At 69.7% G+C, this 25,130-nt stretch carries 25 protein-coding genes; 13 read left to right on the plus strand and 12 right to left on the minus strand.

Annotated features, from left to right (window positions below):
• Positions 1–9: 9 nt before the first annotated feature.
• On the plus strand, positions 10–390 hold the full coding sequence (gene arsC / locus AC1RL8_RS06425) for an arsenate reductase (glutaredoxin) (RefSeq protein WP_062473487.1): 381 nt from the start codon (positions 10–12) through the stop codon (positions 388–390).
• Here arsC and queG read toward each other — a convergent pair.
• Complete coding sequence (gene queG / locus AC1RL8_RS06430; protein WP_062473511.1) at positions 387–1,469, minus strand: tRNA epoxyqueuosine(34) reductase QueG; 1,083 nt, start codon at positions 1,467–1,469, stop codon at positions 387–389. The genes arsC and queG overlap by 4 nt on opposite strands.
• On the opposite strand from queG, the gene tsaE reads away from it, so the two are divergent.
• Together tsaE and AC1RL8_RS06440 are read left to right on the plus strand one after the other, a co-directional pair.
• A complete protein-coding gene (gene tsaE / locus AC1RL8_RS06435; protein WP_492684260.1) occupies positions 1,455–1,949 on the plus strand; it encodes a tRNA (adenosine(37)-N6)-threonylcarbamoyltransferase complex ATPase subunit type 1 TsaE in 495 nt (164 codons plus the stop codon). The genes queG and tsaE overlap by 15 nt on opposite strands.
• Entirely contained in the window at positions 1,946–3,451 is a 1,506-nt protein-coding gene (locus tag AC1RL8_RS06440; RefSeq protein ID WP_492684261.1) for an N-acetylmuramoyl-L-alanine amidase, read from the plus strand. Before tsaE ends, AC1RL8_RS06440 begins: the two co-directional genes overlap by 4 nt.
• 1 nt (position 3,452) lies before the next feature.
• Here the strand turns inward: AC1RL8_RS06440 and AC1RL8_RS06445 are convergent, their stop codons facing one another.
• Together AC1RL8_RS06445 and AC1RL8_RS06450 are read right to left on the minus strand one after the other, a co-directional pair.
• On the minus strand, positions 3,453–3,953 hold the full coding sequence (locus AC1RL8_RS06445; protein WP_492684262.1) for a DUF2938 domain-containing protein: 501 nt from the start codon (positions 3,951–3,953) through the stop codon (positions 3,453–3,455).
• Complete coding sequence (locus AC1RL8_RS06450) at positions 3,946–4,815, minus strand: class I SAM-dependent methyltransferase (RefSeq protein WP_492684263.1); 870 nt, start codon at positions 4,813–4,815, stop codon at positions 3,946–3,948. The genes AC1RL8_RS06445 and AC1RL8_RS06450 overlap by 8 nt, the downstream gene beginning before the upstream one ends.
• 84 nt (positions 4,816–4,899) lie before the next feature.
• Between AC1RL8_RS06450 and AC1RL8_RS06455 the strand changes: the two genes are divergently transcribed.
• Both AC1RL8_RS06455 and AC1RL8_RS06460 read left to right on the plus strand, forming a co-directional pair.
• Positions 4,900–5,328 (plus strand): helix-turn-helix domain-containing protein, encoded by a 429-nt coding sequence (locus AC1RL8_RS06455; protein ID WP_070063064.1) that lies wholly within the window; start codon positions 4,900–4,902, stop codon positions 5,326–5,328.
• A 129-nt stretch (positions 5,329–5,457) separates the two neighbouring features.
• Positions 5,458–5,748: a YMGG-like glycine zipper-containing protein gene (locus tag AC1RL8_RS06460; protein ID WP_223301444.1), complete on the plus strand. Its 291-nt coding sequence runs from the start codon at positions 5,458–5,460 to the stop codon at positions 5,746–5,748.
• A gap of 72 nt (positions 5,749–5,820) precedes the next feature.
• On the opposite strand, the gene AC1RL8_RS06465 is transcribed toward AC1RL8_RS06460, so the two are convergent.
• Positions 5,821–6,486: a DedA family protein gene (locus AC1RL8_RS06465; RefSeq protein WP_062478522.1), complete on the minus strand. Its 666-nt coding sequence runs from the start codon at positions 6,484–6,486 to the stop codon at positions 5,821–5,823.
• Between the two features lie 49 nt (positions 6,487–6,535).
• Here AC1RL8_RS06465 and AC1RL8_RS06470 point away from each other — a divergent pair, with 49 nt between their 5' ends.
• Both AC1RL8_RS06470 and AC1RL8_RS06475 read left to right on the plus strand, forming a co-directional pair.
• A complete protein-coding gene (locus tag AC1RL8_RS06470) occupies positions 6,536–7,045 on the plus strand; it encodes a GNAT family N-acetyltransferase (protein WP_492684264.1) in 510 nt (169 codons plus the stop codon).
• Positions 7,042–7,980 (plus strand): LysR family transcriptional regulator, encoded by a 939-nt coding sequence (locus tag AC1RL8_RS06475; RefSeq protein ID WP_062478516.1) that lies wholly within the window; start codon positions 7,042–7,044, stop codon positions 7,978–7,980. The genes AC1RL8_RS06470 and AC1RL8_RS06475 overlap by 4 nt, the downstream gene beginning before the upstream one ends.
• 4 nt (positions 7,981–7,984) lie before the next feature.
• Here the strand turns inward: AC1RL8_RS06475 and AC1RL8_RS06480 are convergent, their stop codons facing one another.
• The 3 genes from AC1RL8_RS06480 to AC1RL8_RS06490 all read right to left on the minus strand — a co-directional run bounded on the left by AC1RL8_RS06480 (position 7,985) and on the right by AC1RL8_RS06490 (position 12,317).
• Complete coding sequence (locus AC1RL8_RS06480) at positions 7,985–9,337, minus strand: MFS transporter (protein WP_492684265.1); 1,353 nt, start codon at positions 9,335–9,337, stop codon at positions 7,985–7,987.
• A 46-nt stretch (positions 9,338–9,383) separates the two neighbouring features.
• Entirely contained in the window at positions 9,384–10,205 is an 822-nt protein-coding gene (locus tag AC1RL8_RS06485) for a fumarylacetoacetate hydrolase family protein (protein WP_492684266.1), read from the minus strand.
• A gap of 321 nt (positions 10,206–10,526) precedes the next feature.
• Positions 10,527–12,317: an IlvD/Edd family dehydratase gene (locus tag AC1RL8_RS06490; protein WP_153283101.1), complete on the minus strand. Its 1,791-nt coding sequence runs from the start codon at positions 12,315–12,317 to the stop codon at positions 10,527–10,529.
• 248 nt (positions 12,318–12,565) lie between these two features.
• Between AC1RL8_RS06490 and mutL the strand changes: the two genes are divergently transcribed.
• A complete protein-coding gene (gene mutL / locus AC1RL8_RS06495; RefSeq protein ID WP_492684267.1) occupies positions 12,566–14,461 on the plus strand; it encodes a DNA mismatch repair endonuclease MutL in 1,896 nt (631 codons plus the stop codon).
• Here the strand turns inward: mutL and AC1RL8_RS06500 are convergent.
• The gene (locus AC1RL8_RS06500) at positions 14,445–16,019 is read right to left on the minus strand and encodes an MFS transporter (RefSeq protein ID WP_492684268.1); all 1,575 of its coding nucleotides are present in this window, start codon (positions 16,017–16,019) and stop codon (positions 14,445–14,447) included. The genes mutL and AC1RL8_RS06500 overlap by 17 nt on opposite strands.
• Before the next feature lie 103 nt (positions 16,020–16,122).
• On the opposite strand from AC1RL8_RS06500, the gene AC1RL8_RS06505 reads away from it, so the two are divergent.
• Both AC1RL8_RS06505 and AC1RL8_RS06510 read left to right on the plus strand, forming a co-directional pair.
• Complete coding sequence (locus AC1RL8_RS06505) at positions 16,123–16,926, plus strand: helix-turn-helix transcriptional regulator (protein WP_492684269.1); 804 nt, start codon at positions 16,123–16,125, stop codon at positions 16,924–16,926.
• A gap of 215 nt (positions 16,927–17,141) precedes the next feature.
• On the plus strand, positions 17,142–18,134 hold the full coding sequence (locus tag AC1RL8_RS06510; RefSeq protein WP_447745695.1) for an alpha/beta hydrolase: 993 nt from the start codon (positions 17,142–17,144) through the stop codon (positions 18,132–18,134).
• A 31-nt stretch (positions 18,135–18,165) separates the two neighbouring features.
• On the opposite strand, the gene AC1RL8_RS06515 is transcribed toward AC1RL8_RS06510, so the two are convergent.
• Genes AC1RL8_RS06515 through AC1RL8_RS06525 form a run of 3 tightly spaced genes read right to left on the minus strand, consistent with a single transcriptional unit; the run spans position 18,166 to position 21,302 of the window.
• Positions 18,166–20,430, minus strand: coding sequence for a xanthine dehydrogenase family protein molybdopterin-binding subunit (locus tag AC1RL8_RS06515; RefSeq protein WP_492684270.1), 2,265 nt, complete (start codon positions 20,428–20,430; stop codon positions 18,166–18,168).
• 13 nt (positions 20,431–20,443) lie between these two features.
• Positions 20,444–20,917, minus strand: a complete 474-nt coding sequence (locus tag AC1RL8_RS06520; RefSeq protein ID WP_070063074.1) for a (2Fe-2S)-binding protein — start codon at positions 20,915–20,917, stop codon at positions 20,444–20,446.
• A 37-nt stretch (positions 20,918–20,954) separates the two neighbouring features.
• On the minus strand, positions 20,955–21,302 hold the full coding sequence (locus tag AC1RL8_RS06525; protein ID WP_492684271.1) for a c-type cytochrome: 348 nt from the start codon (positions 21,300–21,302) through the stop codon (positions 20,955–20,957).
• 204 nt (positions 21,303–21,506) lie between these two features.
• On the opposite strand from AC1RL8_RS06525, the gene AC1RL8_RS06530 reads away from it, so the two are divergent.
• From AC1RL8_RS06530 to AC1RL8_RS06540, 3 genes are all read left to right on the plus strand, one after another.
• Positions 21,507–22,436, plus strand: a complete 930-nt coding sequence (locus tag AC1RL8_RS06530; protein WP_390342784.1) for an AraC family transcriptional regulator — start codon at positions 21,507–21,509, stop codon at positions 22,434–22,436.
• A gap of 64 nt (positions 22,437–22,500) precedes the next feature.
• The gene (gene miaA / locus AC1RL8_RS06535; RefSeq protein WP_492684272.1) at positions 22,501–23,487 is read left to right on the plus strand and encodes a tRNA (adenosine(37)-N6)-dimethylallyltransferase MiaA; all 987 of its coding nucleotides are present in this window, start codon (positions 22,501–22,503) and stop codon (positions 23,485–23,487) included.
• Positions 23,484–24,134: an ABC transporter ATP-binding protein gene (locus AC1RL8_RS06540; RefSeq protein WP_492684273.1), complete on the plus strand. Its 651-nt coding sequence runs from the start codon at positions 23,484–23,486 to the stop codon at positions 24,132–24,134. The genes miaA and AC1RL8_RS06540 overlap by 4 nt, the downstream gene beginning before the upstream one ends.
• A gap of 6 nt (positions 24,135–24,140) precedes the next feature.
• Here AC1RL8_RS06540 and AC1RL8_RS06545 read toward each other — a convergent pair whose 3' ends face one another.
• Entirely contained in the window at positions 24,141–25,097 is a 957-nt protein-coding gene (locus AC1RL8_RS06545; RefSeq protein WP_492684274.1) for a threo-3-hydroxy-L-aspartate ammonia-lyase, read from the minus strand.
• Positions 25,098–25,130 lie beyond the last annotated feature (33 nt).

Genomic DNA, 25,130 nt, shown 5'->3' on the forward strand with positions numbered 1-25,130 from the left:
ATCGACGCCATGACCGCACGCACACCGACCACCGCCTACCCGATGACGATCTACCACAAGCCCAACTGCAGCACGTCGCGCAACGTGCTGGGCTTGATCCGCGAAAGCGGCGTGGAGCCCGAGATCGTCCTTTACCTGGAAACGCCGCCTTCGAAGAAGAAACTGCGCGAGCTGGCGAAGGCCATGGGCCTGACGGCGCGCGACCTGCTGCGCACGAAGGAAGCGCCTTACGAAGAACTGAAGCTGGCGGACGAGAAACTGACCGACGACCAGCTGTTCGACGCGATCGTCGAGCACCCGATCCTGCTGCAACGGCCCATCGTCGTGTCGCCACGTGGCACGCTCATGTGCCGGCCTTGGGAGCGCGTGCGCGAGATTCTTCCCGCTTAAATCGGTTGATCTTCGGGCTGCTGCGCCAGCCCCCACGCGACATGCTCGCGCACCAGTTCGCTCGGATGTCCGGCGCGCGTGGCCAGCGCTTCCTTCGCGCCGCCCTCGCCTGAGCGCACCGCATTGCCCAGCGCCACCGCGATGTTGCGCAGCCAGCGCTCGTGGCCGATGCGGCGGATCGGGCTGCCTTCGGTGCGGCGCAAGAAGTCTTCCTCGCTCCACGCGAACAGCTCGGCCAGCGTGCGGCCCGTGAGCCCCTCGCGCGCGTCGAAGTCGGGCAGCGTGCTCTTCTTCGCGAACTTGTTCCAGGGGCAGATCAGCTGGCAGTCGTCGCAGCCGTAGATGCGGTTGGCCATGAGCGGGCGCAGTTCCACCGGAATGGCGCCGGCGTGCTCGATCGTGAGGTACGAGATGCAGCGGCGCGCATCGAGCCGCTGCGGCGCGACGATGGCGCGCGTCGGGCACACGTCGATGCAGGCGCTGCAGCTGCCGCAGTGCGCGCTGACGGGCTCGCTCGGCGGCAGCGCCATGTCGACGTAGATTTCGCCCAGGAAGAACATCGAGCCCGCGTCGCGGTCGAGCACCAGCGTGTGCTTGCCGCGCCAGCCCTGGCCACTGCGCGAGGCCAGCTCGGCCTCGAGCACCGGCGCCGAATCGGTGAAGGCGCGGTGGCCGAAGGGGCCGACCTCTTCGGCGATCTTCTCGGCCAGTTTGGCCAGGCGGTTGCGCAGCACCTTGTGATAGTCGCGGCCCCGCGCGTACAGCGACACGATGGCCTCGCCGGGCCGGCGCAGCCGGTCGAACTCGATGGCCTGCCACTCGGCGTCGGTGTCGCGCGGCAGGTAGTCCATGCGCGCGGTGATCACGCTCACCGTGCCCGGCACCAGCTCCGCGGGCCGCGCGCGGCGCGTGCCGTGCGTTGCCATGTATTGCATTTCTCCATGGAACCCATGGGCCAGCCATTGCATCAGACCGTCTTCGGCGCTCGACAGATCGACGCCCGCGATTCCGATTTGGGAGAATCCGAGTTCCCGGGCCAAGGCCTGAATACGAGCAACGAGTGGATGGCTGACGATCACTTGCCGATTGTAGAAACGCGCACCCTGCGCTGGCAGGGCGAAGACGACACCGACGCGCTGGCGCGCGCGCTCGCCGCATCGCCCGCGTTGCGCGACGCTTTCATCGCGCTGCAGGGCGACCTGGGCGCCGGCAAGACCACCTTCGTGCGCCACCTGCTGCGCGCGCTGGGCATCACCGGGCGCATCAAGAGCCCCACCTACGCGGTGGTCGAGCCGCACGAGGCGCCCGACGGGCTGGCCATCTACCACTTCGATTTCTACCGTTTCGCCGACCCGCGCGAATGGGACGACGCGGGCTTCCGCGACATCTTCGCGGGCCCGGGCCTCAAGCTGGCCGAGTGGCCGGAAAACGCCGCGGGGCGCACCCCACCTGCCGACCTAGCTATTAAAATAGAAGCAATGACCAACGACACCCGCAGCGTGACCCTCTTGGCGAACACCCCTCGCGGCAGCGATCTGCTGGCGTGCCTGGCCGCATGAAGGCGACCGGCCTGAAACGGCGCGTGCTGCTGCAGGGCGGCAGCATCGCGCTGATGCTGGGCGTGCACCAGATCGCGCGCGGCGCCAGCATCCTCGCCGTGCGCGTGTGGCCCGCCGCCGACTACACCCGCGTGACCATCGAGTCCGACGCCCGCCTCAACTCGCAGCAGCTCGTGGTCGGCAGCCCGCCCCGGCTGGCCGTGGACATCGAGGGCATCGACCTGAACACCGAGCTGCGCGACCTGGTCGGCAAGATCAAGCCCGGCGACCCGTACATCAACGGCCTGCGCATCGGGCAGAACGCACCGAAGGTGGTGCGCATCGTGTTCGACCTGAAGCAGACCGTGCGCCCGCAGGTGTTCTCGCTGGCGCCCGTGGCCGCCTACAAGCACCGGCTGGTGCTCGACCTGTACCCCGAGCAGGCCATCGACCCGATGGAAGCGCTGATCGCCGAACGGCTGCGCGATGCGCCCAAGAACGGCAGCGGCAGCACCACCGCCCCCAGCAACGGCCCTGTCGTCGCCACCGCCCCGCCCACGCCCGCCGCACCGTCGACGGCCCCCGCGCCCGTGCGTCCCGCCATGCCGCCCGGTGACCCGCTGGGCGACCTGATGGCGCAGCAGGCCGCGCGCCCCGCGCCCTCCGGCCCCGCACCGGCCCTGCCGCCCGGCGGCATGCCGCTGCCGCCGGCACCGCCGCCCGTCGTGGCCGCGGCGCCCCCGGCCCGGCCCGTGACGCCGCCCGGCCCGCCGCCGCGCGCCACGGCCAGCCGCACCGACCGCATCATCATCGTGGCGCTCGACCCCGGCCACGGCGGTGAAGACCCCGGCGCCATCGGCCCGAACGGCACGCGCGAGAAAGACATCGTGCTGCAGGTGGCGCACCGCCTGCGCGAGCGCATCAACGCGGCCAGCGTCAACGGCAGCCCGATGCGCGCCTTTCTCACGCGCGACGCCGACTTCTTCGTGCCGCTGGGCGTGCGCGTGCAGAAGGCGCGGCGCGTGCAGGCCGACCTGTTCGTGAGCATCCACGCCGACGCCTTCACCACGCCCGCCGCGCGCGGTGCCAGCGTGTTCGCGCTGAGCCAGAGCGGCGCCTCCAGCAGCGCCGCGCGCTGGCTGGCCAACAAGGAAAACGACGCCGACAAGGTCGGCGGCGTGAACGTGGGCAACCACGAAGCCCAGGTGCAGCGCGCACTGCTCGACATGAGCACCACCGCGCAGATCAACGACAGCCTGAAGCTCGGCGGCGCGATGCTCGGCGAGATCAAGGGCATCGGTGCGCGGCTGCACAAGGCACAGGTCGAGCAGGCCGGCTTCGCGGTGCTGAAGGCGCCCGACATCCCGAGCGTGCTGGTCGAAACCGCCTTCATCAGCAACCCCGAGGAAGAAGCCAACCTGCGCCGCGCCGACTACCAGGAGAACCTGGCCGACGCGCTGATGCGCGGCATCCAGCGCTACTTCGCGCAGAACCCGCCGCTCGCGCGCAGCCGGCAGCTCTAGGCTAGGAGCCCGCCACGCGGGCGACCCACGCGGCCAGGTAAAGACCGACGCCGAAGACGCTGTGCGTGATCAGGCTCTGGAACCGCGCCATCGCAGGGCGCGGCGTGCGGCGCGCCGCAAAGCCCGCCCCCATCGCCGGCTGCATCACGCAGAACGGCACGAGCACGGTGCCGATGCCGACGATCAACGCAGGCACCAGCGTCGGCTGGCGCGCCCATGCCAATCCCCAGCCCGCGAGCAGCACGGCCGCGAACCCGATGCCGAGCAGGTAGTGCGCGCTCCAGCCGATGACGCCCTCGCCCGCCACGCGCGGCGACTTGCCGATGGGGTCGTGAAAGAAGCGCCCGCGCGTCAGGTGCACGAGCCAGCGGCCCACGAGCGCGTAGTCCAGCGCGGGAATGCCGAACAGGCGCTGGCGCAGCACGGCCCACAGGTCCATCACCACGGTCGCGCCGGCGCCGATCCACAGCGTGCGCAACGCGCATTCGACGGCCTCAGACATGGCCACGCTCCTGCCCCGGTGCGCGCGCCGCGATCATCCAGCAGGCCGCGACAAAGCGCACGTCGTCGCCCTGCACATAGGGCGCGAAGGCGGCATGCAGCGTCTCGACGACCTGCGCGCGCGTCGCGGCGTCCACCTCCTGCAAGACCAGGCCGACCGGCCCGAGCCGCGTGAAGTAGTCGGCCAGCGCCGTCGCGGGGAACGCGCACTCGACCTCGAAGGGCTGGATGTCGACCTCGCCCCATCCGCTCGCCGCGAGGATGCCCGCGACCCGCGCGCGATCGGCAAACGCGAACTGGCCCGGTGCGTTCGGCTGGCGCGGCGGCAGGCCGGGCAGCAGCGGCGCGGCAGCGCGTTCGGCCGTGGTCATGAACGGGTTGTCGGCCCCGCCGCGCCAGGCGATGCAGCGCAGGGCCGCGCCGTCGGTCGCGGCGCGTCGCAGGTTCGTGAAGGCCCGCACCGGGTCGTCGAAGAACATCACGCCCAGGCGCGAGATCACCGTGTCGAACGCGGCGGGCTCGAAGGCGTGGCCCTGCACGTCGGCGCAGACGAAGCGGGCCGATGGAAGCACCTCGCGCGCCGCGCGGGCCTTCGCCGCCTCGATCATCGGCGCCGAGATATCGACGCCGAGGCACTGCCCGGTCGGGCCGAGTTGCCGCGCCACGGCGAGCGTCGTGCGGCCGGTGCCGCAACCCACGTCGAGCACGCGGTGGGCGCCCACGGCGCGCACCGCGTCGCTCAACCGCGCTTCGAGCGGCTGGAACATCGCGTCGAGCACGGCCTGCGTCCGGACCCAGGCGCTGCCGGCGTGGCCGTTCCACAGGGCGGCCTGTTCAGCATTGGCGGGAGATGTGTCGTCCATGATCGTTTTCCTTCAGGTGCCTTCAAGCGGCGAAGGCTAGACTGTGCCAATTCAAGTCGACTTGAAGTCAAGAGGGGCCGGCACATGGACATTTCGGAAGTCGCGCAACGCGCCGGCGTTCCCGCCTCGACGCTGCGCTTCTATGAAGAAAAAGGGCTGATCGCCTCGACCGGCCGGCACGGCCTGCGCCGCGTGTTCGCGCCCGAGGTGCTGGAGCGGCTGGCGCTCATCGCGCTGGGGCGCGCCGCCGGTTTCTCGCTGGAGGAAATCGGCCACATGTTCTCGCCCGAAGGCAAGCCGCGCATCGACCGGCAGGTGCTCGCGGACAAGGCGCAGGACCTCGATCGCACGATCCGCCAGCTCACGGCGATGCGCGACGGCCTGCGGCATGCGGCGGTCTGCCCCGCGCCCAGCCACATGGAATGCCCCACCTTCCGCCGCATCCTGCGGGCCGCGTCGTCGGGCGCGCTGGAAGCCCCGAAGAAGAAGACGCCGAAGCCGCGAACCCCCTAGCCACACGTGCTTTCAGGCGTTGCGTTCCGCAACACGCGCCCCTGCGCACAGGCAAGCGCGGCAGGCTCCTACACCGCGAAATGCATACTTTTGACCATGATGAGCCATCACTCTCGAAAGGTGGACCTCATGTTGAAGACACGTCTCTGGATCGCCGCTGCAGCTGCCACTTCGGTCATGACGCTGGCAGGTTGTGCGAGCGGTCCGAACCAGAACCTCGGCACCGGCATTGGCGCACTCGGCGGCGCAGCGGTGGGCCATGCGATCGGCGGCAACACGGGCAGCACGCTCGGCGGCGCGGCCATCGGCGGCATCATCGGCAACCAGGTGGGCCGCAACGTCGACGAGCGCAACTACTACAACCAGCAACGCTACCCGCGCGGCAGTGGCTACTACCCGGACAACGGGCCGCGCTACTGATTGATCCTTCCAACCCTCAACGAAAAAACGCGCCCTCCGGCGCGTTTTTTTCTGGGGCGAGCCGGGAACGGCTCAGGCCTGCGATGCCGCCGCCCGCGCCTTCTCGGCCTTCGAGGCGCGCCACGCGCCGAAGATGGCCAGCAGGCCGGGCACGAAGATCAGCGCCCAGATGATCTTGTCCAGGTGCTGGCGCACGAACGGCAGGTTGCCAAAGAAGTAGCCCGCGGTGGCGATGCCCAGCACCCAGATGAGCGCGCCGCCCACGTTGTAGGCCGTGAACTTCGCGCGGTTCATCTCGGCCACGCCAGCCACGAAGGGCGCGAAGGTGCGAATGAACGGCATGAAGCGCGCGAGCACGATGGTGATGCCGCCGTAGCGTTCGTAGAAGCTGTGGGCCTGGTCGAAGGCCTTGCGGTTGAAGAAGCGCGAGTTCTCCCACTGGAACACCTTGGGTCCGAAGTAGCGCCCGATCGAGTAGTTGCACTGGTCGCCCAGGATGGCCGCCGCGATCAGGATGCCGCAGGCCAGCGGAAAACTCATGAGCCCCACGCCGCACAGCGCGCCGACGATGAAGAGCAGCGAGTCGCCCGGCAGGAACGGCATGACCACCGCGCCGGTCTCGACGAACACGATCAGGAACAGCAGCGCATAGACCCAGGGGCCATAGGCGACCACGAAGGCCTCGAGGTGTTTGTCGACGTGAAGGATGAAGTCGACGAGAAAGCTGATGATTTCCATGGGCGCGGATTATCCTTGTTGGCATGTCGCACCTTTTCCGAATCACCCCATGATCCAGATCCGCGAAGCCCTCGATGCCGACTGGCCCGCCATCTGGGCCGTTCTCGAACCGACGTTCCGCCGCGGCGACACCTACACCTACCCGCCCGATGTGACGGAAGAACAGGCCCGCCACTCGTGGACGAAGGTGCCCACCCAGGTCTTCGTGGCCTGCAGCGACGAAGGCGCCGTGCTCGGCACCTATGTGATCCGGCCCAACCAGCCCGGCCAGGGCGCGCACGTGAGCAACTGCGGGTATGTGGTGTCCGAGGCGGCGCGCGGCCTGGGCGTGGCTTCGGCGCTGTGCGAACACTCGCAGCAGCAGGCCCTGCGCATGGGCTTCCTGGCGATGCAGTTCAACTTCGTCGTCTCCACCAACGAGCGCGCGGTGCGACTGTGGCAGCACATGGGCTTCGCCATCGTCGGCACGCTGCCGGGCGCATTCAGGCATCCGCAGCTGGGCTTCGTGGACGCCTTCGTCATGTACAAGCAGCTGCAGCCTTTCCCCGGCGCGGCATGAAGAAGATCGAGCCCCGGCTCCTGCAGGCCTTCGTGGCCGTGGCCCGCGAAGGCTCGGTGTCGCGCGGCGCGCAGCGCCTGTTCCTCACGCAGCCGGCCGTGAGCCTGCAGCTCAAGGAACTGGGCGCGCTGGTCGAGCTGGAGCTGTTCCAGCGCACGCCCACCGGCCTGCTGCTCACGCGCGACGGCGCGGCGCTGCTCAACCACGCGGAGCATGCGCTCGAGAGCCTGAACGATTTCGCGGTGGCCGCCGAGCGGCTCAAGGGCGGCGTGCGTGGCTCGCTGCGCATCGGCACCATCCTCGACCCCGACTTCACTCGGCTCAGCCCCTTCCTCACCGAGCTGGTGGCGCTGGCGCCTGAGCTCGAGACCGAGCTGCACCAGGGCACGAGCGGCGACGTGCTCGCCCAACTGCTGAACAAGGAGCTGGACATCGGCTTCTACCTCGGCGACCCCGAGGCCACCGACCTGCCGCAGGCCAGCGCCGCCTCACGGCGCCACGACGGTGAACTGTTCCATTCGCAGGTGCTGGCGCGCTTCAACTACCAGGTGATCGGCCCGAGCGGCTGGGCGCCCCAGGTGCTGGGCCGCGACTGGCCCGAGCTGGCCTACCTGCCGTGGGTGCTGGCACCGGCGACCTCCTCGCATTCGCGGCTGCTGGCGCCGGTGCTGCAGGCCCACAAGCTGGTGCTGAAGAAGGCCGCGCAGGCCGACCAGGAGATGTCGATGCTGGCGCTGGTGCGCGCCGGCGTGGGCATTTCGCTGGCGCGCGATGCACTGGCGCTGCAGGCCAGCCAGCGCGACGGCCTGGTCATTGCCGACCGCGTGAGCATCGGCTGCGACCTGCGCTTTGTCTGCCTGGCCGGCGCGCTCAAGCGGCCGGAGGTGGACTGCGCGTGGCAGGCCCTGTCGCGCGTCTGGCGACAGGCCTTCTGAACGGCTAGGCGCGCGCCCGGCCGTCGAGCACGGCCGCCGGCGCCGCCGCAGCCCCGCCCTTCTTCGCCACGCGCCAGCCCTTCGGCATGAGCGCCAGCATCAGCGCAGCCAGCAGCGCCGCGCTGCCCAGCGTGTACAGCCCCGCGGCCGAGCCGCCGTGGTTCTGCTCCACGTAGGTCCGCAGGTTGGGCGCCACGAAGCCGCCCAGGTTGCCGATGGAGTTGACCAGCGCGATGCCCGTGGCAATGCCCAGGCCCGACAGCCGCTCCGACAGGAAGGCATAGAAGATCGGCGTGCCCGACAGGTAGGTCGACGCACCGATGGACAGCGCCGCGATCGCGAAGATCGGTGAGCCGTGCGCCGACAGGCACACGCACACGCCGAAGATCGTGTACAGCATGGCCACGGTGACGCGGCGGCGGTCGTGGTGGCGGTCGGACCAGCGCGTGACGAAGTACACGACGAACAGCGCCAACAGCCACGGGATGCTGGTGACGAAGCCGACCAGCAGGCCGATCTTCTGGCCCAGGATCTGCCCCACCTGGGTCGGGAGATAGAAGATGAGGCCGTAGGCGGCGATCTGCACGATGAAGAAGTTCAGCGCAAAGAACATGACCCGCGGATTGCACAGCGTCTGCCACACGGTCTGCGGGCTGTCGGCCGACTTCTCCGCCGCTTCCTGGTCGAGCACGGCCTGCAGTGCGTTCTGCTGCGCGGTCGTGAGCCAGGGCGCGTTGTGCGGCCGGTCGACGATGACGAAGAAGGCCACGATGCCCACCACCACGGCCATCAGGCCCTCGATGAGGAACATCCACTCCCAGCCCTTCAGGCCGCCGATGCCGTTCATGTCGAGCAGCGCACCGGAGATCGGCCCGCCGATGACGAGCGCGCCCGCAAAGCCGAACAGCAGGATGCCGTTGGCCTGCGCACGCACCTTGGCGGGAAACCAGTAGGTCAGCGTGAGCAGCACGCCGGGGTAGAAGCCCGCCTCCGCGATGCCGAGCAGGAAGCGCAGCACGTAGAAGGAGGTCTCGGTGGTCGCGAACATCATGGCCGAGGCCACGAGCCCCCAGGTGACCATGATCCGGCACAGCCAGATGCGCGGGCCCACGCGCGACAGGATCACGTTGCTCGGCACTTCGAAGATCGCGTAGCTCACGAAGAAGATGCCGGCGCCGAGCGCGAAGGCGCCGTTGCTCAGGCCGGTGTCGATCTGCAGCGCCTGCTTGGCGAAGCCGACGTTCACGCGATCAAGAATCGACATGATGTACATGACGATCAGCATGGGCAGCAGGCGCCAGCGCGCCTTGTGGATGGCGCCTGTGACCAGCTCGCCGTAGGGACTCGTGGTTGTCATTGTTGTTGTCTCCTGAATAGGTATGTCTGTCTGAAAGCCGCCGAGGCTAGCCGCGTGCGACCGCGCCGTGGACCGGGTTCGTCACCGAACCCAGCCCGTCGATCTCGACCGAGACCACGTCGCCGCGCTTGAGGAAGCGTGGCGGCTTCAGGCCCAGCCCGACGCCGGCGGGCGTGCCGGTGAGGATCAGGTCGCCGGGTTCGAGCGTGATGGCGCGCGAGAGGTACGCGATGAGAAACGCGACCGAGAAGATCATTTCGCTGGTGTTGGACGACTGCACGGCCTCGCCGTTGACGAGGCAGCGGATGCCCAGCGATTGCACGTCGGTCACTTCGTCGCGCGTGACGACGGTGGGCGCAAGCGGGCAGAAGCCGTCGAGCGACTTGCCGCGCACCCATTGCGCCTCGCCCAGTTGCACGTCGCGCGCGCTCACGTCGTTGGCGGCGACGTAGCCGAACACATGCGAGAGCGCGTCCACCTCGCTCACGCCCTGTGCACGCTGGCCGATGACGACGCCGAGTTCGGCTTCCCAGTCGACCTTCTCGGTGAAGCCTTCGGGCCAGGTGATCGCGTCGCCATCGGCGGCCAGCGTGTTGCTGAACTTCGCGAACACGACGGGCTTCTCGGGGATGGCCAGGCCGGTCTCGATGCAATGGTCGCGGTAGTTGGCGCCGATGCAGATGATGTTTCTCGGTGCGAACGGCAGCGTGGGCTTGACGTCGGCGAGCGGGATCGGATTGCTTGCATCGCTCCAGGCTTTCCCTTCGACGATCTCCTGCATACGGCTCACATTGACGGGCTGCAGTGCGCCGTCCTTGATGTAGCCCACGCGGGGGCCCTGCGGCGTTTGAACGCTCATCCACTTCATGTCTGACTCCTTCTCTTCTGATTTAAAAAATTCTGGGTGCGGGGGCGGGTTCATTCAGGGCGTGTGCTCAGGCCACCGGGTACTTCCCTCCGCGAATGTCCCCCGGGGCTTCGCCCCTCCTCCTTGATTTCGCTGCGGGAAGCACCCAGTGTCCTGAGCACGGGACACATCGCTGGTGCGCGCCGGTCAACAACCGCTCGGCTCGACGATCACGTCGATGGGTGCCTTGCGCAGCGAAATCAAGGGGGAGGCCGAAGGCCGGAGGACATTCGCGGAGCAAGGCACCCGTCGGCGGGATCGCGCCCTGAACAGCAACCGTCCTCAGTGATTCCGACGCGGAATCCCCGCCGTCTGTGCCACCCGCTGGTATTTGGTCGCCGGCTTCAGCACCATGCCTTCAGAGAGCGTGTCCACCATCGCGCGCTGGATCTCCTGCCATGGCGTCTGGCTCGCGGGAATCGGGTAGCCGCCCTTCGCTTCGAGGTCACGGGCGCGCGCTTGCAGCACGGCGTCGTCGACGAGCATGTTGACGGTGCGCTCCTTCAAATCCACGCGCACCTTGTCGCCGGTCTGCAGCAGCGCCAGGCCCGCGCCTGCGGCGGCTTCGGGCGAGGCGTTGAGGATCGACGGCGAGCCCGAGGTGCCCGACTGCCGGCCGTCGCCGATGCAGGGCAAGGCCGACACGCCGCTCTTGAGCAGATGCGACGGCGCGCGCATGTTGACCACTTCCGACGATCCCGGGTGCCCGATGGGGCCGACGCCGCGCATGAACAGGATGCAGCTCGCGTCGATGTCCAGCGACGGGTCTTCGATGCGGGCTTCGAAATCTTCCGGGCCGTCGAACACGATGGCGCGGCCCACGAAGGCGTCGAGGTCGCCGGCCTTGCTGAGGTAGCGCGCGCGGAACTCGTCGGAGATGACGCTGGTCTTCATGATCGCGCTGTCGAACAGGTTGCCCGACATCACGAGGAAGCCGGCGTTCTCGCGCAGCGGCTGATCGAAGGGGCGGATCACGTCGGCGTCTTTCACGGGCGCGTCGGCGCAGTTGACGGCCAGGGTGTGGCCGTTGACGGTGCGCGCGTCGGTGCGGATCAGGCCGTGGCGGTGCAGCTCGGCGACCACCGCGGGCACGCCGCCCGCGCGGTAGAACTCCTCGCCGAGGTACTTGCCGGCGGGCTGCATGTCGAGCAGCAGCGGCACGTCGAGGCCGACCGTTTCCCAGTCCTGGATGTTCAGTTCGACGCCCGCGTGCTTGGCGATGGCGATGAGGTGGATGGGCGCGTTGGTCGAGCCGCCGATGGCCGAGTTGACGACGATCGCGTTCTCGAAGGCCGAGCGCGTGAGGATGTCCGAGGGTTTCAGGTCTTCGCGCACCATGTCGACGATGCGGCGGCCGGTTTCGTAGGCCATCTGGCCGCGCTCGCGGTACGGCGCGGGAATGGCCGCGCAGCCGGGCAGGCTCATGCCCAGCGCTTCGGCCAGGGCGTTCATGGTCGAGGCCGTGCCCATCACGTTGCAGTGGCCGGCCGAGGGCACGGTGGAGCCCACGAGGTCGATGTAGCCGGGGAAGTCGATGCTGCCCTTGGCGAACAGCTCGCGCGCCTTGAACAACGTGGTGCCGGTGCCGGTGCGCTGGCCTTCGTGCCAGCCGTTGAGCATCGGGCCGCCCGACAGCACGATGGCGGGGATGTTGGCGGTGGCCGCGGCCATCAGCGCGGCGGGCGTGGTCTTGTCGCAGCCGGTGGTCAGCACCACGCCGTCGATCGGGTAGCCGGTGAGGATCTCGACGAGCCCCAGGTAGGCCAGGTTGCGGTCGAGCGCGGCCGTGGGGCGGCGGCCGTTCTCCTGGATCGGGTGCATCGGGAATTCCATCGCGATGCCGCCCATCTCGCGGATGCCTTCGCGCACGCGCAGCGACAGCTCGCGGTGGTGGCGGTTGCAGGGCGTGAGGTCGGAGCCGCTTTGCGCGATGCCGATGATCGGCTTGCCCGATTGCAGCTCTTCGCGGGTGAGGCCGTAGTTCAGGAACCAGGCCAGGTGCAGGACCGAGAGTTCGCTGTGTTCGGGGTTGTTGAACCAGGCGGCGGAGCGCAGGGGGCGGGGTGTCGTCATGGCGTCGGCTTTCAGGGTGGTCGGCGAACGCGCGCGGCGGCCCCCTGCGCGGCATGGCGGCGGGCCATGGCGGTGTATTGGGTGTCTCCGGTGCGTTCTTGTTGTGCGAATACGTTGGCGAGAGGGAGCTTAGGTTTTCGCCTTCGCCAAAGCCAATGAGATCGGTTGAGGATCGGTATAAGCGCGCCAAATACACCCCGATACCCCGCCAACCGCCCGACATGCGCCCCGCTTTTAGAATGTTTCCGGTGAGTGCCCTACCCTCCTCCCTCCCCCCCGCCGAACGCCGCCCGATCCGTGAACTCCCCGACGAGCTGATCAGCCAGATCGCCGCCGGTGAAATGGTCGAGCGCCCCGCCTCGGTGGTGCGCGAACTGCTCGACAACGCGCTGGACGCCGGCGCGCGCCAGATCACCGTGCGGCTGGCCTCGGGCGGCGTGCGGCTGATCTCGGTGGAAGACGACGGCCTGGGCATTCCGCGCGAGGAACTCACGGTGGCGCTGCGCCGCCACGCCACCAGCAAGATCGCGAGCCTGAGCGACCTGGAAACGGTCGGCACCATGGGCTTTCGCGGCGAGGCGCTCGCGGCCATCAACGCGATTGCCGAGCTCAGCATCCTCTCGCGCTTCACCGGCGCCGACAGCGCCTTCGTGCTCGACGGCGGCACGGGCGAATTGCGGCCGGTGGCACGCTCCGTGGGCACCACGGTCGAGGTGCGCGAGCTGTTCTTTGCCACGCCCGCGCGGCGCAAGTTCCTGAAGACCGACGCCACCGAGCTGGCCCACTGCATCGAGGCCGTGCGCCGCCATGCGCTGGCACGGCCCGAGGTGGGCTTCTCGGTCTGGCACGACGGCAAGTTGATCGAACAATGGCGCGCCGCCGCCACGCCCGAGCAGCGGCTGGCCGATGCGCTGAGCGACGACTTCGTGTCGCAGAGCGTCTCCGTGCTGCGCGAAGGCGGCCCGGTGCGCGTGGTCGGCCGTGCCGGCATTCCCGACGCGGCGCGCTCGCGCAACGACCAGCAGTTCTTCTACGTCAACGGCCGCTTCGTGCGCGACAAGGTGCTGTCGCACGCGGTGCGCAGCGCCTACGAAGACGTGCTGCACGGCCAGCGCCAGCCGGTGTACGTGCTGTACCTGGAGATCGACCCCGCGCGCGTCGACGTCAACGTGCACCCGACCAAGATCGAGGTGCGCTTTCGCGACGGGCGCGAGGTGCACCAGGCGGTGCGCCACGCCATCGAGGACGCCCTGGCCGCGCCGCGCGCCGGCGATGCCCTGGCACCGGCCGATGTGCCGCCGCAGCCCTTCTTCAAGCAGACCCCGCTGCCGCCGAGCGCCAGCTGGTCGCAGCCCGCGATCCCGTTCCAGGCGCGCGAGCGCGGTGCCGGCGACTTCGAGGCGATGTGGCCGCGGCGCACCGAGGAACAGGGGCATGCGCCGGTCACGGCCCCGTCGCAGTGGCAGACCGAGGCGCCGGCGATGTCGTTCCGCGCACCGGTCGGACTGCCCGACAGCGAGGCCCTGGCCCCCATGCCAGCGCCGGTCATGAACCAGGACGCCTGGCCGCTGGGCCGCGCGCTGGCCCAGCTGCAGGGCATCTACATCCTGGCCGAGAACAGCCAGGGCCTGGTGATCGTCGACATGCACGCGGCGCACGAGCGCATCGTCTACGAGCGGCTCAAGACCCAACTCGACGGCGCGGCCATCACGAGCCAGCCGCTCCTGATCCCGGCCACCTTCGCCGCCACGCCGCAGGAAGTGGCCACGGCCGAGGCCTGCGCCGAGGTGCTGCCCACGCTGGGGCTGGAGATCACGCCCTTCTCGGCCCGCACGCTGGCGGTGCGCGCCGTGCCCGGCACGCTGGCCGACGGCGACCCGGTGGAGCTGGCGCGCAGCGTGCTCGCCGAGCTGGGCCAGCACGACGCAAGCACCGTGGTGCAGCGCGCACAGAACGAGCTGCTGTCGACCATGGCCTGCCACGGCGCGGTGCGGGCCAACCGCAAGCTCACCATCGACGAGATGAACGGCCTGCTGCGCCAGATGGAAGCCACCGAGCGCTCCGACCAGTGCAACCACGGCCGGCCGACCTGGCGCCAGCTGTCGATCCGCGAGCTCGATTCGCTGTTCATGCGCGGGCGCTGAGCCCGTCGTCGGCGGCCACGCCGACATGCCGCAGCGTGACGGCGGCCAGCACCGCCAGGATCGCAATGCTGACGGCGCTGGTGGCTGCGGCTGCATTCAGTCCCGCGAGGAAGGCGGCTTGCGCCTGCTCCAGCACGCCCGCAGGCAGTTCGCGTGCCACCGCGGTGGCGCCGGCCAGGCTGTCCGATACCGCGCGTTGAAGGTTCACCGCCATGCCATCGATCGGGTCGCCCATCCGTGTGCGATACACCGCCGTCGTCAGGCTGCCCAGCGTGGCGATGCCCACGGCGAGGCCCAGCTCCTGCACCGTTTCGGACAAGGCCGAGGCCGACCCCGCCTTCTCGGGTGGCGCGGCGCCCACGACCAGGTCGGTGCCCAGCGCGGCAATCGTGCCCAAGCCGAGGTACACGAGCGAGAACGCGGCCGTCACCAGTGCGATGCCATGCGGCGTGCGATCGAGCTGGCTCAGCACCAGGTAGCCCACGACCGACAACCCCAGCGCCCCCGCCATCACATGGCCCGGCCGGATGCGCCGCGCGAGCAGCGGCGCGGTGATGCCGGTCACCAGCATCGCGAGCGCCGGCGGGCCCATCCACAGCCCGGCGGCGAGCGGTGACAGACCCGCCACCAGCTGCAGATACTGGGTCACCAGCAGCATCGTGCCGCCGACACCGACCAGCCCCACCAGCAACACCACGAGCGCGACGCTGAAGGCCCGGCTGGCGAACAGGTCGAGATCGATCAGCGGATGGCGCAGCCGCCGTTGCCGCCGGACGAACCCCAGCGCGAACGCCAGCCCGCCGACGAGCGCCAGCACGGCCCCGACACCGATCCCGTCCTTCGCGACCTGCTTGATGCCGTAGACCACCGGCAGCAAGGCCAGCAGCGACAGCGCGACGCTGGGCAGATCGAGCCGCCCCTGCTGCGGCGCGCGGTACTCCGGCAGCAGGAACGGCGCCGCCACCAGCAGCAGCCCGACCACCGGCAGCGCGACCAGAAAGGCCGCGCCCCACCCGTGGTGCGCGAGCAGCAGGCCCCCCACCACGGGCCCGGCCGCCATGCCGAGCGCGAACATGGTCGCCCACAGCCCGATCGCCAGCGCGCGCTGGTGCGGGTGCAGGAACATGTTGCTGATCAGCGCCAGCGTCGACGGCATCAGCGTCGCGCCCGCCACGCCGAGCACGGCACGCGCGGCGATCAGCTGGTTGGCGCTGGTCGAACAGGCCGCGATCACCGACGCCACGCCGAACGCCGCCGCCCCCACCATGAGCAGCTTGCGCCGCCCGATGCGGTCGCCCAGCGTGCCCATCGTGACGAGAAAGCCGGCGATCATGAAGCCGTAGGCATCGACGATCCACAGCGCCTGCGCGCTCGTGGGGCGCAGGTCCAGGGCCAGCGCGGGCAGGGCTAGGTGCAGCAGCGTGAGGTCGAGCCCGAGCAGCAAGGTCGGCAGCGCCAGCAGCGCGAGCCCCGTCCATTCGCGGGCGCCTGCGCGGCCTTCGCGCCTCGCAGCGGGAGGGCTGTGGGAAAGAGAAAGTGAATCGCAAGGTGCTGTCAAAAGAGGCCTCCGGGTGCGCGTTCGGGTTGCGGAAGCCCCATCTTCAGGACAAGATCATCACATTACAATTTAAGCATTTATCCTATTACTGGAGACAACAGGCTTGATCGAACGCAGCCTCAGCCGCACCAAGAACGAGCTGTCGGAGTTCCTGACCCGGCACCGCCGCAAGCTCACGCCCGCCGATGTGGGCCTGCCCTCGCAGGGGCGGCGCCGCACGCCCGGCCTGCGGCGCGAAGAGGTCGCGGTGATGGCCGGCGTGGGGCTCACCTGGTACACCTGGTTCGAGCAGGGGCGCGAGATCCAGGTGTCACAGAAATTCCTGCTCGGCGTGGCCCATGCCCTGAAGCTGGACGACGCCGAGTGCAGCCACCTGTTCCTGCTGGCCCACAAGCGCCCGCCGCCGCCGGAGGCCCATCAGCAGGCGTCGGTCACGCCCCGCATCCAGCAGCTCATGGACGAGCTGCCCACCCGCCCCGCCTACGTGTTCAACCTGCGCTGGGACGTGGTGGCCTGGAACGCCGCGGCCGACGCGCTCTTCGGCTTCAGCGCGCGCGAGCGCGAGGCGCGCAACCTCCTTCGCATAGTGTTCGCCGACCCCGAACTGCGCCCGCGCCTGCCCGCCTGGCGCGACGATGCGCCCGGGCTGCTGGCGCAATTCCGATACGACTTCGCCATCGCGCCCGACGATCCGGCCATGCGGGGCCTGGTCGCGGACCTGAAAGCGCTCTCGCCCGACTTCCGCCGCTGGTGGGACACCCCCGACAGCGCGCCCGCCCGGCGCGGGCTCGGATGCGTACAGATGGCCGACAGCGGACCGTTGGAGTTTCACCACGAAACCTTGGTGGTCGACACGCACCGGCACCTGCGGATGGTGGTGTATTTCGTGCAGCCGGCGCCGGGCTGAACACGGGGGCCTGTACGGCAGATAAGCGCCGTCAGCGCCCATTTCGAGGGTTTTCGAGGGTTTTGTGGCGTCATCCACGGTGCGGGCACGCACGTTGCATGGTCTCGTGCCAGGCGCCGGCGAGCGCTGCACAGGGGGAGCTGACACGCGATGCCGACGCGTTTCAGAAAGCAAGCAGATGAACTTTCGGCCGACTTTCGCTGTCCCTCCACCCCATGATCAAACGCTGGCCCCTCCTCGCGTCCATCTTTTCGCTCTGTGCCCTCCTGGCAGCCGGCTGTTCGACCCTCGACGAACGCCAGCGCGAATGGATCTTCCAGCCCAGCGACCGCAGCTGGGGCAATTCGGCCCAGATGACCGAAGGCATGCAGGATGTCTGGATCGACTTCCAGTCGTCCATCACCGGTGAACCGGCGCGCCTGCACGGCCTGTGGCTCGGCGGCGCCCCCGAAACCACCGAGACCCCCGTGCTGCTGTACCTGCATGGTGCGCGCTACAACGTGGCCGGCTCGGCGCCGCGCATCCAGCGCATGCACGAGCTGGGCTTCTCGGTGCTGGCCATCGACTACCGCGGCTTCGGCAAGAGCTCCAAGGGCCTGCCCTCGGAAGCCTCGGCCCGCGAAGACGCCCGCGCCGCTTGGACCTGGCTGGCCGCACGCCATCCGCGCCAGCACCGTTACATCTTCGGCCACTCGCTGGGCGGCGCCATCGGCATCGACCTGGCGGCCACGGTGAACGACGAGAGCGGCACCATCGTCGAGAGCACCTTCACCTCCATCGCCGACGTGGCCAGCAGCTTCAAGTGGGGCTGGCTGCCCTTCGGCCCGTTCATCACGCAGCGCTTCGAGGCGATTCGCACCGTCAAGGACATCGGCGCGCCGCTGCTCGTGGTGCACGGCACCGCCGACAGCCTGATCAACCCGACGCTCGGGCGCAAGCTGTACGACGCGGCCACGGTGCCCAAGATGTTCGTGCTGGTCGAGGGCGGCTCGCACCACAACACCAACTCGGTGGGCGCGACGCAGTACCGCGCCGCGCTGTCGCAGCTGTTTCGCATGAAGCCCGAGGACAGCAGCACCGTGGCAGACAGCCGGCCGCAGCCGCGGCTGGTGTCACCGCGGCCTGCACCGCCTTCCTTGCCTTCCGCGGCGCTGTCGCCACAAGAGGTGCGTGGCGAGGCGCACACGCCCGCCCCCGCCGCCATCTAGCCCGCCTTTTTCAGGCGGTTCCGCTCCCGCGTCAGGCCGAGGCCAGGTCGAACGGCAGCTGGCGCAAGGGCTTGCCCGTCAGCCGCGCCACGGCGTTGGCGAAGGCAGGCGCCAGCGGCGGCAGGCCGGGTTCCCCCATCCCCTTGGGCGCATCGGCACTGGGCACGATGTGCACGTCGAACTCGGGCACCTGCGTGATGCGCGCCACGCTGAAGTCGCCGAAGTTGCCCTGCTGCACGACGCCGTCCTTCAGCGTGATGGCGCTGCCCTGCAGGCAGGTCGACAGCCCCATCACCGCCGCGCCCTGCACCTGCGCTTCCACGCTGCGCGGGTTCACCGCCAGGTTGCAGTGCACGCCCGAGGTCACGCGGTGCAGCACGGGCTGGCCGTCCTTCACCGACGCTTCGACCACATAGGCCACCACCGATTCGAAGGACTCGTGCACGGCCACGCCCCAGGCGCGGCCTTCGGCCAGCTTCTTCTTGCCGTAGCCGCTCTTGTCGACCGCCAATTGCAGCGCGGCGCGGTGGCGCGGGTGCTTGTCGCCGAAGAGGCTCATGCGGTAGGCCACCGGGTCCTGCTTGGTCGTGCGGGCGATCTCGTCGATCAGCGTCTCCATCACGAAGGCAGTGTGCGTGGAGCCCACGCTGCGCCACCACAGCACCGGCACGTTGACCTGCGGGTGGTGCACCGTGAGGCGCATCGGCACGGGGTACGGATCGCGCATGCCCTCCACCGCGGTGGCGTCGATGCCGTCCTTCACCATGGAGCCGGCGAACACCGTGCCCGCGGTGATGGACTGGCCCACGATCACGTGGTCCCACGCGAGGATCTTGCCGCGTTCGTCGAAACCGATGCGCGCGCGGTGCAGGTGCATGGGACGGTAGTAGCCACCCTTGATATCGTCCTCGCGGCTCCACAGCAGGCGCACGGGGGCGTCTTTCAGGCCGGCGGTGCGCGCGGCCTTGGCGATCTCGCAGGCCTCGACCACGAAGTCGCTCGAGCCCACGAAGCGCCGGCCGAAGCCGCCGCCCGCCATCTGCACGTTCACCTTCACCTGCGCGGGGTCGAGCTTCAACGTGCGTGCCGCGGCCTGGCCGTCGAGGTCGGCGGACTGGGTGCCGACCCACAGCTCGGCGCGGCCGTCCGACAGCTTCACGGTGCAGTTCTCCGGCTCCATGGGCGCGTGGGCCAGGTAGGGAAACACGAACTCGGCCTCGAGCTTGTGCGGCGCGCCGGCCAACGGCGCCATGTCGGCGTCGAACTTGCGGTTGCCGGGGCGGCCGGCCAGTTCGCGGTACTGCGCCAGTTGCTTGTCGCTGTCGACCTTCTCCACCGCATCGGTGTTCCACTGCAGCTTGAGCGCGTCGCGGCCCAGCTTGGCCGGCCAGTAGCCGTCGGCCACCACGGCCACGCCCTCGGCGCCGCGGTCCAGCGGAATGCGCAGCACGGCCTTCACGCCCTTGACGGCGCGCGCCGCGCTGTCGTCCACCGAGGCCAGGCGGGCGCCGAACACCGGCGGATGCGCCACCACGGCCGTCAGCTGGCCGGGCTGCTTCACGTCGATGCCGAAGTCTTGTCGCCCGCTGCTCTTGGCGCGTGCGTCCAGGCGCGTGGTCGGGCGGCCGATGATTCGGAAGTCTTTCGGGCTCTTCAGCGTGACCGTCTCGGGCACCGGCAGCGCCATGGCTGCTTCGGCCAGCTCGCCGTAGCCCGCCTTGCGCCCGCCCGGGCCGATCACGGTGCCGGCCTGCGTGCGCAGCGTGGCCACGTCGACCTTCCAGCGCTGCGCCGCGGCCGACAGCAGCATGGCCCGCGCACGCGCGCCCAGTTCGCGGTACTGCGTGTAGCTGTTCTTGATCGAGTTGGAACCGCCGGTCAGGTGCATGCCGAACAGCGGGTCGGCGTAGGCGGCATCGTTGGTGCCGTTGCGGCTGCGCACCAGGGCCCAGTCGGCGTCGAGCTCCTCGGCCAGGATCATCGGCAGGCCGGTCTGCACGCCCTGGCCGAACTCGAGGCGGTTGATGGTGACCGTGACCTCGCCGTTGGGCGCGATCTGCACGAAGGCCGAGGGCTGTTGCGTCGGCTTGAGCGCACCGCCGGCCTTGGCCGGGCCGTCGGCCTGCGCCATGGCCAGGTGCGGAAAGGCGCCGAGCACGAGGCCGCCGGCGCCGGCCATCTTCAGGAAGCTGCGGCGCGGCAGCGTGGCGGCCGCGTCGGCGTCATCGGTCGCAGGCTGGGCCATCAGGCGCTGCAGCGCGCGCGGCAGGTCGTTGTAGTCGATGTGGGGCAGCATGTCGTCGGCTCCTTCAGGCGAGGGTCTTGGCCGCATCGGCCACGGCGGCGCGGATGCGGGCGTAGGTGCCGCAGCGGCAGATGTTGCCGGCCATGGCCGAGTCGATCTCGTCCGTGCTGGGCTGCTTGCCCTTGGGCAGCGACTGCAGGAAGGCGGTCGCGCTCATGATCTGGCCGCTCTGGCAGTAGCCGCACTGCGCGACGTCGTGCTTGACCCACGCGGCATGCACGGCCGCGCCGACGCGGTCGTTGCCGCCGGTCACGGCTTCGATGGTGGTGATCTTCTTGCCCTCGGCCGCCGCGATGGGCGTGATGCACGAGCGGATGGCCTGGCCGTCCATGTGCACGGTGCAGGCGCCGCACAGCGCCGCGCCGCAGCCGAACTTGGTGCCGGTCATGCCCAGCGTGTCGCGCAGGGCCCAGAGGATGGGGGTGCCGGGGTCGGCGTCGACCGTGTGGTCACGGCCGTTGACGTGGAGCGCGCTCATGTTGGTTTTCTCCGTGGGTAGGTGGGATGGGTCGAATTCACTTGGCGCCGTCGAGCACCCATTGCGCGAGCGCCTGCAGGTCCGCGTCGGGGACCTGGGCTTGCGCGGGCATGGGCATCGCACCCCACTTGCCCGAGCTGCCGGCCTTCATGCTGGCGGCCAGCTGCGCGGCCGTGCCCTTGCCGTCGCCGTAGCGCGCGCCGATCTCTTTCCAGGAGGGGCCCACCACCTTCACGGCGGCTTGGTGGCAGGCCACGCACGCGTACTTCTGTGCCAGCGCGGTGCTGGCAAAGACGGGCGCGGACCCGGCCATGCTCGCGCCGATGGCCAGTGCGGCCACGAGCGAGGCGGTGATGCGATGCGGATGTCGTTCGTCGTGGGTCATTTCTTTTTTCATCATCGTGGAGGGGAAGCACGGTCCTCGCGCCGCGCGCGGCAGGACTTCACGGCGGCCAGTGTCCGACGAAGCGCCCGCCGCCACTTGCCCAATCCGCGCGCGTTCTTGCCTGAAACAACGAGACTGCGCCAAAAACGCCAAGCGCATGAGAAGCGCCCGCTAGACTTTGCGCAAGCACCCGAAAGGATTCAGATGGAAGTGCTACAGCCGACGCAGCCAGACGATTCGGCCGTCCTCGGTGCCCTGGCCGCGGCCGTCGGGCGCATTGCCCGAAACGACGGCGACCACGCCACCGCCATTCCCGAACTCTCGCTGCACCGCCGCAGCGCCGCGACCGAGCCCGTGCATTGCATCTACGGCTTCGGCCTGGGCATCACCGTCGGCGGACAGAAGCGCGCGGCGCTCGGCGACGAGATCTATGAATACGGCGCCGGGCAGTCGCTGCTGATCACGGCCGACCTGCCCGTGGTGGCGCACGTCACCCGCGCCAGCGCGGCGCAACCCTTCCTGGGCCTCATGATCCGGCTCGATCCGCGCGCCATCGTGCAGGTGGCGACCGAGATGGCGTTGCCGCCGCCGTCCAGGGAACCCCACAACCAGCGCGCCCTGTCGCTGGGCGCGCTCGACGCGACGCTGCTGGGCACCGTCACGCGGCTCGTCGAGCTGCTGGCCGAGCCCCGGCTCGTTCCCCAGCTCGCGCCGCTGCTGCAGAAGGAAATCGTCGTGCGCCTGCTCGCCGGGCGCCACGGCCCGCAGCTGCAGCGCCTCATGACCGTCGGCTCGCCCAGCCAGCAGGTGGCGCAGAGCCTGGCGTGGCTCAAGATGAATTTCAGGAAGCCCGTGCAGGCGGACGAACTGGCCGCTTCGGCGCACATGAGCCCGTCGACCTACCGCCAGCACTTCCGTGCCGTGACCGGCATGAGCCCGATGCAGTACCTGAAGCAGCTGCGCCTGCAGGAAGCGCGGCAGCTGATGCTGAACCAGAACATCGATGCCGGCACCGCCGGCGTGCGCGTGGGCTACGAAAGCGCCTCGCAGTTCAGCCGCGAGTACGCGCGCCTGTTCGGTGCGCCGCCGCTGCGCGACATCCGGCGGATGCGGGACGCAACCGTCGTCGCCTGACGCACGGCGTCGCAGGCAAGCCCCGCGCTGCTGGCTGGCGCGTGCCATTTGCTACCCTCGACGCATGCCCCCCGCTTCCCCTGTTCCCCCGCGCTACATCGCGCTCGCCGGCCCCACCGCGTCCGGCAAGACCGCCGTCGCCCTGGCCGTGGCCCGGCTGCAGCCGGTCGAGATCGTCAGCGTCGACTCGGCGCTGGTCTACCGCGGCATGGACATCGGCACCGCCAAGCCCACCGCCGCCGAGCAGGCCGCCGTGCCGCACCACCTGATCGACATCCTCGACGCGCGCGACAGCTACAGCGCCGCCGCCTTCGTGGCCGACGCCACGCGGCTCATCGACGCCATCCGCGCGCGCGGCGCGCTGCCGCTGCTCGTGGGAGGCACCATGCTGTACTTCAAGGCGCTGTTCGACGGCATCGACGCCATGCCCGCCGCCGACCCCGCCGTGCGCGCGCGCCTCGATGCCGAAGCCGCGGCGCTCGGCTGGCCCGCCATGCACGCGCGGCTGGCGCAAGTCGACCCCGTCACGGCCGCGCGACTCGCGCCGCAGGACAGCCAGCGCATCCAGCGCGCGCTCGAGGTGTGGGAAAGCAGCGGCCAGCCGCTGTCGAGCTTCCATGCCAGCGACACCAAGGCCGCCAAGGCCGTCGACGGCGGCGTGCTCGTGTCGCTCGAACCCGAGGACCGCGCCTGGCTGCACGGGCGCATCGCCGAACGCTTCGACGCGATGCTCGCGGCCGGTTTTCTCGACGAGGTGAAGGCGCTGCGCGCGCGCGGCGACCTGTCGCCCGACCTGCCCTCGATGCGCTGCGTCGGCTACCGCCAGGCCTGGGAGATGCTCGACGCCTGCGGCGACGCACCGCCCGATGCCAAGGCGCTGGGCGAGCTGCGCGAGCGCGGCATCGCCGCCACGCGCCAGCTCGCCAAGCGGCAGATCACCTGGCTGCGCAGCATGCCGCAGCGCACCGTGATCGCCTGCGACGCGCCCGACGCGGTGCAGGCCGCCGTGCAGCACATCGCGCGGATCGCACGCGGGGCGGCGCCCGCATGACCTTGCACCTCTCCAACCTCGGCAAGCACTACGGCGATGCGCCCGTCTTCGAACACGTGAGCCTGCAGGTCGCGCCCGGCGAGTTCGTCGCCATCGTCGGCGAATCGGGCGTGGGCAAGTCGACCCTGCTCAACTGCATGGCCGGCCTCGACACTTGGGACGAAGGCAGCGTGTCGCACGACGGCACCGACATCGGTGCGCTCGACGGCGAGGCCCGCGCGCTGTGGCGGCGCCAGCATGTGGGCTTCGTGTTCCAGGCTTTCCACGTGCTGCCGCACCTCGACGTGGCGCAGAACGTGTCGCTGCCGCTGATGCTCTTGGGCCGCCCGCGCGAAGACGCACGCGTGGCCCACATGCTGGAGGCCGTCGGCCTGCCCGGCATGGGCGCGCGGTTGCCGCAGACGCTCTCAGGCGGCCAGTTGCAACGCGTGGCGATCGCCCGCGCGCTCGTGCACCGGCCCGCGCTGCTGCTCGCCGACGAGCCCACCGGCAACCTCGACCCGTCCACCGCCGCGAAGGTGATGGACCTGCTGATCGGCCAGACGCGCGAGCACGGTGCCTCGCTGGTGCTGGTCACGCACTCGGAGAGCGCGGCGGCGCGTGCGGACCGGTTGTTGCACCTGACGGTGAGCGGTATCCGGGCCTGAGAAGAATCAGCCGATCAGCGACGCGTAGCGCGACAGATCGACGTTCCCGCCGCTGATCACGATGCCCACGCGCTGGCCTTCGATGGCCTTCGCCGCAGCAATCGCGCCCGCGAACGCGAGGCACCCCGTCGGCTCCACCACCATCTTCATGCGCTCGGCGAAGAAGCGCATCGCCTCGACAAGCTGCTCGTCGGTGACGGTGAAGATGTCGTCGACATCCCTTTTGATGATGCCGAAGGTGTACTCGCCCAGATGCTGCGTCTGCGCGCCGTCGGCGATGGTCTTGGGCGTTTCGATGTGCACGATCTTCCCGGCGCGCAGCGACTGCTGGCCGTCGTTGCCGGCTTCTGGTTCCACGCCGTAGACCTTGCAGGCGGGCGACAGCGCACGCGCCGACAGCGCCGAGCCCGACAGCAACCCGCCGCCGCCGAGGCACACGAAGAGGTGATCGAGCGGGCCGGTCTCTTCGATGAGTTCCTTCACCGCCGTGCCCTGCCCCGTGAGCACATCGGGGTGGTCGTAGGGCGGAATCATCGTCATGCCGCGCTCCTGCGCGAGCCGCTTGGTCAGCGCCTCGCGGTCTTCGGTGAAGCGGTCGTACATCACCACTTCGGCGCCGTAGCCCTTGGTGGCCGCGACCTTGGCGGCGGGCGCGTCCTTGGGCATGACGATCACGGCCGGCATCGACAGCAGGCGTGCCGACAGCGCGATGGCCTGCGCGTGGTTGCCCGACGAGAAGGCGATCACGCCGCCCTTGCGTTGTGCCGCGTCGAACTTCGACAACGCATTGAACGCGCCGCGGAACTTGAACGCGCCCATGCGCTGGAAGTTCTCGCACTTGAAGAAGAACTGCGCGCCCCAGCGCGCGTTGGCGGTGGTCGATTGCAGCACCGGCGTGCGGTGGGCATGGCCTTCGAGCCGCGCGGCCGCGGCGATGACGTCGTCGTAGGTAGGGAGTTGCATGGGTCGAGCTTAGCGGCGGCACGCCGTTCCTTG

The sequence above is a fragment of the Variovorax sp. GW822-FHT04E09 genome (genome assembly GCF_058800845.1).